The following is an 11824-nucleotide window of genomic DNA, read 5'->3' as shown; positions in this document are numbered from 1 at the left end:
ACGTGTCCGTGGCCGGGGCCGCACGGCAGGCTCCCGGCAATTCCGCGGGGTGCTACAGGCCCAGGTAGTGCTCGGCGTAAGCCGGTCGCCGTCGATCCCCCAGTGCGCGACCTGGCCGTGCCAGTTGGCGGTGCTGCGCGAGACGTTCTCCGGCAGGAAGTCGCGGCGGCCGCGCAGCCGGCTTTCCAGCGGATGGGTGTTGAGCGCGTACGCGCGGCCTTCGATGAGGATGCGGTCCGTTACCTGCGCGGTCGCGTCCGCGGTTGCGGCCAGCGCCAGCAGCTGGCGCATCCCCAGGGTCATCGCCATCGCCGAAGTTATCGGCTGCCGCCCGCACCTGTCGCCCACGGCGCGCGTTCGAGGCCGGCGGCCAGGTAGTCGATCAGCGCCTGCACCCGCGCCGGGCGGCGCAGGCCGGGCGGGGTGACGATGTGCAGCGCGATCGGCTCCACCTGCCAGTCGTCCATCGCCGTTTCCAGGCGGCCGTCGCGCAGGTCTTCCCAGACCATGAATTCCGGCTGCAGCGCCAGCCCGAGGCCGTCGCGCAGCGCCGCGGCGAACACTTCCGCGTTGTTGGCCCGCAGCGGGCACGGCACGCTCTGCGCGAACTCGCCATGGCGGGCGTGGCGGAAACGCCAGCCATGGCCGCCGCGGGTGTAGCTGTACTGGAAGCCGCGGTGGCGGGCGAGGTCGCGCGGATGCGTCGGCCGGCCGTGTTCGGCGAAATAGGCCGGCGCGCCCACCAGCAGGATGCGGACCTGGCACAGGCGCCGCGCGCGCAGGCCGGAGTCGGCCAGGGTGGCGATGCGCAGCGCCAGGTCGAAGCGCTCGGCCACCAGGTCCGCCTGCGCGTCGCTGAGCTGGATGTCCAGCTCCACGTCCGGGTGCTGGTGCATGAACGCCGGCAGCAGCGGTGCCAGCTGCGCCACGCCGAACGACATCGGCGCGGCCACCCGCACCGGCCCGCGCAGCGTGGTCGAGCGGTCGGCGGCCTCGGCCTCCACCGCCTCGCCCTCGTCGAGGATCCGCGCAGCGCGTTCCAGTGCCGCCTCGCCGGCCGCGGTCAGCGACATGCGCCGCGAGGTGCGGTGGAACAGGGCGGTGCCGATGCGGGTTTCCAGCCGCGTGATGGCCTTGGAGACGGTCGCCTGCGACAGCCCCAGCGCCTGTGCGGTACGGGCGAAGGAGCCGGCTTCGGCGACCTTGGCGAAGATCGCCCAGGCTTCCAGGTCGGGGAGTTGGCGCATGGCGGCGATGGCCGGAAGAAGGGGGTTGATGATGTCACAAATGGAAAGGATGAATTTTCATTCCTTCCATTCCGGATGTGCTGGCGCGCGCCTAGACTGGCCCCATTGCAACCACCCATGCAGGAGAACGCCATGATCGAGCGCCGCCCGTTTGCCAGCCTTGGCGGAGCCAACCACGGTTGGCTGGATGCCAGGCACCACTTCTCCTTTGCCGACTACCACGACCCGGCGCGCGTCCACTGGGGCGCCCTGCGGGTGTGGAACGACGACACCATCCAGCCGGGCACCGGCTTTCCGCCGCATCCGCATGCCGACATGGAGATCGTCACCTATGTCCGCGAAGGCGCCATCACCCACCAGGACGATCAGGGCAACAAGGGCCGCACCGAGGCCGGCGACGTGCAGGTGATGAGCGCCGGCACCGGCATCCGCCACGCCGAGTACAACCTGGAGCCGGGCGTGACCCGGATCTTCCAGATCTGGATCATCCCCGACGCGCGCGGCGGGGCGCCGGCGTGGGGCGCCAAGCCGTTCCCCAGGGGCGAGCGTTCCGGCCGCTTCGTCACCCTGGCCAGCGGCATCGCGGGCGACGACGATGCCCTGCCGATCCGTGCCGACGCCCGCGTGCTGGGTGCCACGCTGAAGGCCGGCGAAAGCGCCGAGTACCGTTTCAGCGACGCCACCCGCCACGGCTACCTGGTGCCCAACACCGGCAGGGTGGAGGTGAGCGGCGTGGTGCTGGAGGCCCGCGATGGCGCCGCCATCACCGGCGAAAGCCGCATCACCCTGCGCGCGCTGGAAGACACCGAACTGGTGCTGGTGGATACCGCCGCCTGAGCGGCTGTATCGTCTGGCGATATGGTGTCACGAAGGTGCGGGCGACCGCGCCTTCGTGACGTGTGCGGGCTGCTTGCCGTGCTACTCCCAATCCAGCCAGTCACCGGGTGCCAGTGCCTGGATCGCCAGTGGTTTTCCCTGCGCGGCCTCGCGCAGCCGCCCGATGGCGTCCTCGACTTCCACGTATTCGTCCATTCCCGCTATGCCGTAGTGGATCGGGATCAGCCGCCGTGTGCCCAGGATCGTTGCCGCCGCCACCGCCTGTTCCGGGGTCAGCACGCCGGGTTGTTCGACCGCCGGCTTGAGGAAACCGAAGCGCGCGCCGTTGATCGGCAGGAAGACAGCGTCGAACGGAGCGAATTGGCGGGCGATGCGCCACCAGTTCCCGTGCCAGAGCGTGTCACCGCCGTGGAAGATGCGCCGGCCTCCGGCGGTTACCACCCAGGACACCTGCGGGTCGCCATTGCCGTCCACGGCAGGTACGGCGGCAGCGGTGAAGCCTCCGAGCAGTTGCGGCTCCCACAGCGCGCTGGGGCGGAGCTGGGCATTCGCCGGTGTGGGGCGCGGCGCGGCGCCCAACGCATGCACCAGGGTGCCGCCCCTGGCCAAGGCGGTGGCCACTGCAGCCGCATCGAAGTGATCGTTGTGCGCATGGGTGATCAGGACATTGGTACTGCCGACGGCGTCATCGACCGGAATCAGCCGGTCGCGGAGCGCGGTTCCCCAAGCCTCGGGGCTGGCGAGCGGGTCGATGAACAGGGTTTCCCTGGGCAACTGCAGACGGATGCCCGCCCAGGCCAGACGCTGGATGCGCAAGGCATCGGCGCCGGCCGCGGCCAATGCACATCCAGCGGGCGGAACCAGTGCCAGGGTCGCCAAACCGGCGCAACCGGCAAGGAACCGCCTGCGTGGCCTGGCCCGGCCGGCACCACACTTGCCGGCGTTCATGCGCGCTCCCGCCGTACGGCGAGCGCGGCATCGAGCGAGAAGGTCGACTGCGCGACGATGGCTTCCAGGTTGTGCTGGTGCCATTCGCGCTCGAACGCGGACGGCTCGATCCCGGGCGCCAGGCAGTCCTCGATGGCGATCGCAGCGATGTGGCCATTGACGTCGGGCATCGCGACATCAATGCGGATGCGCAGCACCGCCAGCTGCAGCCGGTCCAGGTAGTGGAGGGCATTGTCGAGTACGGCAGGGGGAAACCGGCCCATGTGGCCACCGACCACGGTGCCGCGTCCAAGCTGACGCATCCGTTTGACCGCACCTCGGATCAGCGTGGGGTCGGCCTTGGATACATACACGGTGTTGCCGACGATGTTGTCGCCGGCGCAGACCAGGTCAGCGCTGGGTACATCCACGCTGATGTGGTCCAGGGTTCTGCCGGGGTTGTGCAGGAAGTGCAGTTCATGCCGGCCCCAGCGCAGCCGCAGGTCGCCGTCGAACAATACCTGAGGTTCGCGGTAGAACGCATCGACCTGTCGGTTCTGCGAAAGGAACGTGTGGCGGTGATGGCGGTGCGCAATCGTCGTCGCTTCATCGAACAGCCGCATGCCGGCGATGTGGTCGCTCATGAAGTGGGTGGCTGCGACGATACGCACCGTCTTGCCCATTTCTCCGCACAGGCTGCTCTGCAGCCGGCGTGCATCCTCTTGGCTGCCGAGTGAGTCGACCAGCAGCACATCGTCGCCGGCAATGAAGGCGGTGGCGACTGATTCATGATCGTCGCCGACGAACATCAGCACGTCGGATTGCAGGTGTACGCATTCCATGGGCGGAGCCTGGTGACTGGGTGCGGGGATCATCGCCAGCGCCGGTCAGGGCGACAAACGAGATATTTCGGTAGCCGCATTAGAAAAAATAACTTGCTAGGATTTGGCCTCAGCTGGCACAGACCCGAAGCGATCATGAGACCCCGCCATCCCGTACCGCTCAATGCTCTGCGGGCTTTCGAGGCGGCGGCGCGGAGCCTCAGCTTCCAGGCGGCCGCCGGGCAGTTGTTCGTGACCCCTGCGGCGGTAAGCCACCAGGTGAAGCGGCTGGAAGAGTATCTGGGCGTGAGGCTCTTCCATCGTGGGCACCGCGCGGTCGAATTGACCGGCGCGGGTAAAACGCTGGCGACATCGCTGGGCGAGGTGTTCGGGCTTCTCGACCTGGCCCTGGACCGGGCCATCGCGCCTGCGTCGGCGAGCCTGCGCGTCAGCGCCATCGAATCCTTCGCGGCCAGATGGCTCGCACCACGCTTGCACCGCTTCCAGCACGATCATCCCGAGCTCGAGGTGCACGTCGAGACAAGCGACAGCCATGCCGACTTCACTCGTGACGGCGTCGATGTTGCCATCCGCTATGGCGTCGGCGGCTATCCAGGCGTCCATGCCGAGCGGTTCCTCGAGGCGCCGGTGTTCGTGGTCTGCGCGCCTGCGCTGGCGGCGGATGCCCGGTTTTCGCTGGCCACGCCCGGCGACTTGCGCCACCACACGCTGTTGCAGGACAGGAGCGCGCTTGGCCGTGCCGGCGTGCCGGATTGGCAGGCTTGGTTGGAAGCGGCCGGCGCGGAAGGGGTGGATGCCGCGCGTGGCCCGGTGTTCGCCAGCCACTATCTGGCTCTGGAAGCGGCCGTGGCCGGGCATGGCCTGGCCTTGGGTCTGGCGCCGCTGGTCGAACAGGATCTGCGTCAGGGACGCCTGTTCAGGCCATTCGATCAATCCCTCGCCAATGCCTATGCTTTCTGGATCGTGCGTCCGCAGGGAGACAACGGCAATCCGGCCGTCGCCGCCTTCTGCCAGTGGCTGCGGCGCGAAGCCTCGGGGCAATGAGTGTGGGGTGCTACTTTTTCCTGCGTCCCCCGGCCCGCGCAGGCTTGCGCGGACTGGCCGCGCCATCGGCGTCGCTGCCGGCGGCCGCGATGCCGCCCAGTTGCTCCAGCCACGACAGCGCGTCGGTATAGGCGACGAAGTGCTGCAGATAGTCCGGGCAGACCTCGCGCATCACCGCCATGGCGCGGTAGGTGAGGACGCGGGAATGCAGCGGGCCGGCGTCCTCGGGCAGGTCGTCCAGGCACTGGCGCAGCAGGCTGTCGATGCGGATCCGGGTCCACAGCTGCTGGAACTCGTCCAGCACCGGCATCGGCGCGGCCAGATCGGCAGCCGGCGTGGCGTCCCCGGTGCCGCCCGACGGAAGCGCCGCGACCACCTGCGCGGGCGCATCCGGCCGCGGCGGACGGCCGAACCGGTCCAGCACCTGTTTCAGCGGGCTGGTCTCTGTGGCGCGCGGCGGTTCCGCCGCCTGCGGGCGGGGCGGCAGCGCGGCATAGGCATCGGCCAGCACGCGCAGGCGCGTGTCCAGACGTCGCCGCAGCGCACCGTCGTGGCGCGCCGCGCGCTGCGCCAGCGCGGTCATCAGCGCGAAGCGCAGCGGGTCGATGCGGTCGGCGCCCTGCTGGCGCCAGGCTTCGAGCCGCGCGTGGACGTCGCCGGCTTCAGCGGGCATCGGTCTTGCCGCCGGGCGCTTCATTGGACGTGTGGCGCGGAATCGGCGCGATCTCCACGCGGCGGTTCTTCGCGCGGCCGGCCTCGTCGTCGTTGGAACCCACCGGCTGCTCGGCGCCGAACGCGGCGGCGAACACCGACGACGAGGCCACGCCGTCGGCGATCAGGGTGCGGGTGACGGTGAGCGCGCGCGCCGCCGACAGCTCCAGGTTGTCGGCGAAGCGGGCGTTGGCCGCGCGCACCGGCTGGTTGTCGGTGAAGCCGCTGACCATCAGGATCTCGTCGCGCGCGGACAGGTAGTCGCGCAGTGGCCCGGCGATGCTCCGCAGCAGCTCGCGTCCTTCCGGCTGCAGCTGGTCGGAGTTGAGCGCGAACAGCACGCTGCCGCTGATGCCGATGCGGCCGTCGATCACGGTCACACGACCGGCGGCCAGCGGTGCGGCCAGCGCCTGCTCAAGGGTCTTGAGCCGCGCGGCCTCGGCCTGGCGCTGCTTCACTTCCTCGTCCAGGCGGTTGTGCAGCAGCAGTTGGATGCCGATGACGCTGGCCAGGATCAGCACGAACGCGCCCAGCAGCACCGACATCAGGTCGCCGAACGCGGCCCAGGTGGTGGCGCTGGAGTCGGCGTCGAACTCGATCTCGTCGCTCATGCGGTGCCGGCTCCGTCACGCGTGCCGGCCAGCTGCTGCAGTTCGCCGATGATCTGCTTCTGCGACAGCATGCTCAGCTCGATCACCTCGCGCGCCTGCGCCACGTAGTAGGCGAGCTGCTCGTCACTGCGCGCCAGCGATTTCTCCAGCGCCGATTCGATGCCCTGCAGGCGTTCGTTCAAGGTCTCGGTGGACTGGCCGAACGCCTGCACCGCGCCGCCGAACACCTCGCCCAGGCTGGCCACTTCCAGCGCGCTGCCGGTGACGTGCGCGGCTGCGTCGTCGAGCTTGCCGGCCTCGCTTTCGACCTGTGCGGTGAAGCGGCTGCCGACGCGCTCCAGCAGGTCGGCCGAGGTGGAGACCAGCGCGTCGATGGCGCCGCGCTGCTCGGTCGAGGCGTGGTTGACCGCGTCGAGCAGGGTCTGCACGGTTTCCAGCAGGCGCCCGCGTTCTTCCAGGGTGGCGGTGTCGCGCAGCATGCTGTCGGACAGTTTCTGGCGCAGCTCGGCGACCACTTCGGCCGCGGCGCGCGGTGCCTCGGAGGCGGTGGCGACCAGACGTTCGATCTCGGCCAGGGTATCGCGGGCCTGCGCCTGCGCCTGTTCGTGGATCGCCTGGGTGGTCTGCGCCAGGGTGTCGCAGACCTGCTGCTGCTGGGCGGCGACCTGCGCGCTGCTGTGCTCCCAGCGCTGGCCGAACGCGCCGGTCAGTTCGGCAAAGGCGTCGCGCCACTGCGCCAGGCGTTCGCCGTCGCGCGCCTGCAACGCGTCCTGCAGCTCGCCGTGCGAGCGCTGCAGGGCGTCGATCATCGTGTTGCTGCGCCGGGCGAAGGCCGCGGCCGCGTCGGTCAACGCCTGCGCAGTGCCGGCGATGCCGTCCAGCGCGCCGCCGGCCGCGGCCTGCAGCTGCGTCGAGACGTCGCCCGCGGTGCGCGCCAGCGCATCGCAGACCTGTTGCTGCTGCTGCGCGACCTGCGCACCATTGCGCTGCCAGCTCTCGTCGAGCGTGGCGAGCATGGTCGACAACGATTGCGACCACTGCGCCAGCCGCTGTTCGTCGCGCGCGGCCAGTGCCGACTGCAGCTCGCCGTGCGACTGCTGCAGGGTATCGACCAGGGTGCGGGCGTGCTGGTCGAAGCGGGCGGCGGCGACGGCCAGCGCCTGTTCGTTGCGCTGGGCCAGTGCGTCATGCGCTTCGTGCTGGCGGGCCAGTGCGCTGTCCCAGGTCCCGGCGGTGCGGGCGGTGCTCTCTTCCAGCCGCGTCGCCACGCCTTCCACCAGCGCGGCCGAGCGCTGCTCGAAGGTGCCGGCGAATTGCTGCAGCGCCTGCTGCAGGCTCTCGGCCAGGACGCTGTTGCCGCGCTGCTGCTCGGCGACGGCGGCGTTCCAGCTGTCGCGGGCGGCGCTGGCCGCGCCCTGCACGGCGCTGTCCAGGCCGTCGAGCTGGCGGCGTACGGACTGTTCAATGGCCGCGTGCAGCTGGTCGGATTTCTCCGCCAGGCCGGCCATGGTGGTCGCCACCACCGGCTGCAGGGCGGTGCCGACGGCATCGGCCTGCTGGGCGATGCCGTCGCGCAGCGCTTGCTGCAGCGATGCGGCCAGCTGCGTCCAGGCCGCCTGGCTGTGCTGGTGGAACGCCTGCTGGCTGCCGTGCAGGCGTTCGCCCGCGTCGTGCTGCTGGCGTTCCAGGGTGCCGGCCAGGGCCTGCAGGCGCTCGACCAGGGCCGGCATCAGTGCATTCTGTTCCTGCAGCAGGCGGAAGGTTTCGCGCCGCTGCGCCGACGGCGACAGGTGCCCGGGCTGCGCGGCGATGCCCGCGTCGAGCTGCTGCACCACCTGCGCGCGCTCGCGGCGCAGCAGCGCCGAGAGCAGGCCCAGCGCCGCCGAGCTGGCGACGCCGGCGATCGAGGTACCGAAGGCGAAGCCCAGGCCCTTGACCGGCGCGGCCAGCGAACTGCGGATGGCGTCCAGGTCGCTGGCGCTTTCCAGCGCCAGGCCGGTGCCGCGCAGGGTCGCCATCATGCCCAGCAGGGTGCCGAGCATGCCCAGCAGCACCAGCAGGCCGACCAGATAGGGCGTCAGCGCCGGTGCGGGCAGGGCCACGCGTTCGCCCTCCATGCGCAGCCGGACGCTGGTGCGCAGCGCGGGGTGAAGGCGCGCCATCCATCCATCCGGGTCGCCGGCGGCAGCGCCGAGTGCCGGCAAGGCCTGCGACAGACTGGCGGTGGCCTGCCGGTAGCGCAGCAGTTCGACGGCGCCGACCAGGTAGCAGGCGGCGATCAGGGCGGCGATCGCGGCGGCCAGCGGATGGCTGCCGAGGTAGCCGGCGCCGATCCAGCACACGGCCAGCAGGCCGCCGAGGAACACGAGGAGAGCAGGAAGGGTTCTGGACATGGAAGGGCGGTTACCGGGTACGCAGCGCTGCGAGCAGGCCGTCGATGGGATGGAAACGCAGCTCAAGCTCGGCCAGCAGCGCAGTGCGCATGTCCTGGCGGAAGCGCGCCAGCCAGGGGCCGGCATCGGGTGCCGCGGGGGAGTCGTCCGGTGCGTCGGCACCGGGGGTACGGGGCGGGTCGGGAGTGCCGGCTTCGCGCAGGCGCAGGTAGTGCTGTCCCAGCAGGGCCGGCACGGTGGCCAGCAGGGATTGCTCGCGCGGGCTGAGGGTGGCATCCATCACCGCGTCCACCTCGGCCAGCCGGGCCTTGGCCGGCGATTGCGTGGCCAGCAGGTCGCGCAGCCGCCCGCGCAGCCGTCCGGTGGTCGCCTGCATCGCCTGCTGCGTGGCCAGGCAGTGCTGGCGGTACGGCCGGTAGCCGGGATCGATGCCGGTGGCGGCGTCCCTGCGCCGCGGCGGGGACAGGTCGATGTCGGCGTCGATGGCCGCCTGCAGCACGCCCCGCTGGCGGGCGCACTCGGCCGCCTCGGCGGCATCGAAGGCGGCCTCGGTGGCGGCGGGCGCACAGGTGTCCAGTGCACGCGACAGGGCGATGGCACGGTTCCAGTCGAACCAGTGCGCCAGCTGCTCGGTCAGCGCGGGAGGGGTGCGCGGGAGGTCGGCGGCGCTGAAGCGGGCCAGCAGGCGAATGTACGCCGGGCCCAGGACGGGCGCCCGTGAAGAAGCTTTCGCCATGGGTCCTGACAGGGAAAACCGCGGATTTTACACGGCAACCGTGACCGGCAAGACAAGTCGCCGGTTTCCAGGAGGCCCGGCCGGGCCAGCTGTCGTGGTTATTGTTAATGATTCGTATTTTGTTACACTTTTACCGGTCAGCCGCTGCAGCCGCAGTCAGCCAACGTCACCCCCCACGATCCAGGTTGGCTCTCATGCACTCCCCCTCCGTACGTACCGTTTCCCGGCCGGCGACGCTGTCGCTGGCCATCGCGCTGGCCCTGTCGCCGTTCGCCGTGCTTGCCGATGAGGCGGCCGGTGATTCCGCCCGCACGCTCGATGCGGTCCAGGTCAATGCCTATCGCGTCACCACCCACACCTCCGGCGCCACCAAGACCGATACGCCGATCGCCGAGACCGCCAAGTCGGTGTCGGTGATCGCCCGCGAGGAGCTGGATGCGCGTGGCGTGGTCAACCTCAACGAAGCGATGCGCTACGTCGCCGGCGTGATGCTGGAAAGCTCCGGCTCCGACAACCGCTACGACGACTTCCGCATCCGCGGCTTCAACGCCGGCAGCGAAAGCGGTCAGATGACCGTGGACGGCCTGCGCGCTCCGCCGCAGGGCAGCGCGTGGAACCGCGGCAAGATCGACACCTGGAACATCGAGCGTGTCGAAGTGCTGAAGGGCCCGTCGGCGGTGATGTACGGCCAGGTCGCTCCCGGCGGCATGGTCAACCAGGTCAGCAAGACCCCGGAGCCGGGCCAGCGGCAGGTGCTGCAGCTGGGCGTGGACGGCCACGGTACCTGGAGCAGCGCGTTCGACGTGGGCGCGGGCACGGATGACGACCGCCACCTGGCCCGCCTGGTCGGCCGCTACGCCGACGGCGACACCCAGGTCGACACGGTCAAGCAGAAGCACTGGTTCCTGGCGCCCAGCTACACCTTCCAGATCGCCGACAAGACCCGCCTGACCCTGCTGGGCTACTACCAGAAGGACGAGGGCGGCAGCACCTACCAGTTCCTGCCGATGGACGGCACGCTGATCCCGACCCAGCACGGCTACATGAAGAACACCACCTTCATTGGCGAGCCGGAGTTCGACACCTGGAATGCCACCGTCTGGCACGCCGGCTGGCTGTTCGAGCATGCCTTCAACGAGCAGTGGTCGTTCAGCCAGAGCGCGCGCCACATGCACGTGGAGTCGCTGTACCGCGGCATCGTCACCAATGGTGCGCTCGACGCCGATGGCCGCACCCAGGCGCGCCGCCAGGCCGCCGGCCTGGGCGATGCCGACACCGACGGCATCGACAACCGCATCATCGGCAAGTTCAGCACCGGCGCGGCCGAGCACACCCTGCTGGTCGGCGCCGACTGGCGCCGCGGCGACCAGACCGGCAGCCGCCTGCAGGGCCCGCGCGCGACGCCCACCGATCCGCGCAACCCCAAGCCGATCGACATCTTCAATCCGGTCCACACCGGCCTGCCGGCGGGCTTCCCCGACAGCATCGGCCTGAGCGGCGGCAAGACCTCCCAGACCGGCGTGTATGTGCAGGACCAGATCGCGCTGGACAAGTGGCGCCTCGCCTTCGGTGGCCGCTATGACTGGTTCAAGGACGAGTCCTGGAGCCAGGCCTGCACCGGTGCCGGCACCTGCCCGCCGCGTTCGGCCACGACCCGGCTGAAGAACGAAGCCTTCAGCGGCAACGCCGGCGTGCTGTATGCCTTCGACAGCGGTTTCTCGCCGTACCTGAGCTATGCGGAGTCGTTCGAGCCTTCGGCCCGCACCCCGCTCGACAACGTCGACGGCAAGTCCTTCGATCCGACCCGCGGCAAGCAGTGGGAAGTGGGCGTGAAGTACCAGCCGGCCAGCTTCGACGGCCTGTTCACCCTGGCGGCCTACGACCTGCGCAAGAAGGACGACACCATCCCCGATACCGACCACGGCAACGTCTGTGGCGCCGGCGGCATCACCGCCTGCTACATCAGTGCCGGCGAGACCAAGGTGCGCGGCGTCGAGCTGGAAGCGCGCATCACCCCGCTGGAAGGCTTCAGCGTGATCGGCGCGCTGTCGCGGATGGATTCGGAGCTGGTCAAGAGCGGCACGGTGTGGGAAGGCAAGGAACTGGCGATGGTGCCGGACTGGATGGGTTCGCTGTGGGGTGACTACACCTTCCAGTCGGGCGCCCTGGAAGGCTTCAGCCTCGCCACCGGCCTGCGCTACTACGGCGAGACCCTGATCGTCGGCAGCAACCTGGGCACGATCACCTCCGGCTACCCGGAGAACATCCCCTCCTACACGTTGTGGGACGCGGCGATCCGCTTCGACCTGTCGCGGGTGACCGACGCCAACGTGATGCTGTCGCTGAACATCGGCAACATCGCCGACAAGCGCTATGTCACCACCTGCACCGGCACCTCGTCGTGCTGGTACGGCACCGGCCGCACCATCACCGCCAACGCCCGCTGGACCTGGTGACCCGATCCCGGCATCCCGCC

The 11824-nt window shown here is 70.0% G+C and carries 10 protein-coding genes; 3 read left to right on the top strand and 7 right to left on the bottom strand.

Annotated elements, in window-relative coordinates:
• Positions 1-317: 317 nt before the first annotated feature.
• A complete protein-coding gene (locus K5L01_RS09215; protein WP_250064078.1) occupies positions 318-1247 on the bottom strand; it encodes a LysR family transcriptional regulator in 930 nt (309 codons plus the stop codon).
• Between the two features lie 132 nt (positions 1248-1379).
• Between K5L01_RS09215 and K5L01_RS09210 the strand changes: the two genes are divergently transcribed.
• A complete protein-coding gene (locus K5L01_RS09210) occupies positions 1380-2084 on the top strand; it encodes a pirin family protein (protein ID WP_250064077.1) in 705 nt (234 codons plus the stop codon).
• 81 nt (positions 2085-2165) lie between these two features.
• Here the strand turns inward: K5L01_RS09210 and K5L01_RS09205 are convergent, their stop codons facing one another.
• Together K5L01_RS09205 and K5L01_RS09200 are read right to left on the bottom strand one after the other, a co-directional pair.
• Positions 2166-3032 (bottom strand): MBL fold metallo-hydrolase, encoded by an 867-nt coding sequence (locus K5L01_RS09205; RefSeq protein ID WP_250064076.1) that lies wholly within the window; start codon positions 3030-3032, stop codon positions 2166-2168.
• A complete protein-coding gene (locus tag K5L01_RS09200) occupies positions 3029-3820 on the bottom strand; it encodes an MBL fold metallo-hydrolase (protein ID WP_250064162.1) in 792 nt (263 codons plus the stop codon). Before K5L01_RS09200 ends, K5L01_RS09205 begins: the two co-directional genes overlap by 4 nt.
• 168 nt (positions 3821-3988) lie before the next feature.
• Between K5L01_RS09200 and gcvA the strand changes: the two genes are divergently transcribed.
• Positions 3989-4897 (top strand): transcriptional regulator GcvA, encoded by a 909-nt coding sequence (gene gcvA, locus K5L01_RS09195; RefSeq protein ID WP_250064075.1) that lies wholly within the window; start codon positions 3989-3991, stop codon positions 4895-4897.
• Positions 4898-4907: 10 nt separating this feature from the next.
• Here the strand turns inward: gcvA and K5L01_RS09190 are convergent, their stop codons facing one another.
• From K5L01_RS09190 to K5L01_RS09175, 4 genes are read right to left on the bottom strand one after another with little or no spacing between them, the layout of a single operon-like run.
• Positions 4908-5570, bottom strand: a complete 663-nt coding sequence (locus tag K5L01_RS09190) for a DUF2894 domain-containing protein (protein WP_250064074.1) — start codon at positions 5568-5570, stop codon at positions 4908-4910.
• Entirely contained in the window at positions 5560-6219 is a 660-nt protein-coding gene (locus tag K5L01_RS09185) for an OmpA family protein (protein WP_250064073.1), read from the bottom strand. The genes K5L01_RS09190 and K5L01_RS09185 overlap by 11 nt, the downstream gene beginning before the upstream one ends.
• Complete coding sequence (locus K5L01_RS09180) at positions 6216-8612, bottom strand: DUF802 domain-containing protein (RefSeq protein WP_250064072.1); 2397 nt, start codon at positions 8610-8612, stop codon at positions 6216-6218. The genes K5L01_RS09185 and K5L01_RS09180 overlap by 4 nt, the downstream gene beginning before the upstream one ends.
• Before the next feature lie 10 nt (positions 8613-8622).
• Entirely contained in the window at positions 8623-9348 is a 726-nt protein-coding gene (locus K5L01_RS09175) for a DUF3348 family protein (RefSeq protein WP_250064071.1), read from the bottom strand.
• A 194-nt stretch (positions 9349-9542) separates the two neighbouring features.
• Here K5L01_RS09175 and K5L01_RS09170 point away from each other — a divergent pair, with 194 nt between their 5' ends.
• Positions 9543-11804, top strand: a complete 2262-nt coding sequence (locus K5L01_RS09170) for a TonB-dependent siderophore receptor (RefSeq protein WP_250064070.1) — start codon at positions 9543-9545, stop codon at positions 11802-11804.
• The last annotated feature ends 20 nt before the right edge of the window (positions 11805-11824 follow it).

It is taken from the genome of Stenotrophomonas mori (genome assembly GCF_023556335.1).
Classification (GTDB): Bacteria; Pseudomonadota; Gammaproteobacteria; order Xanthomonadales; family Xanthomonadaceae; genus Stenotrophomonas; species Stenotrophomonas mori.
Note: the sequence above shows the minus strand (reverse complement) of the source record. Positions and strands in the feature narration are given on the sequence as shown.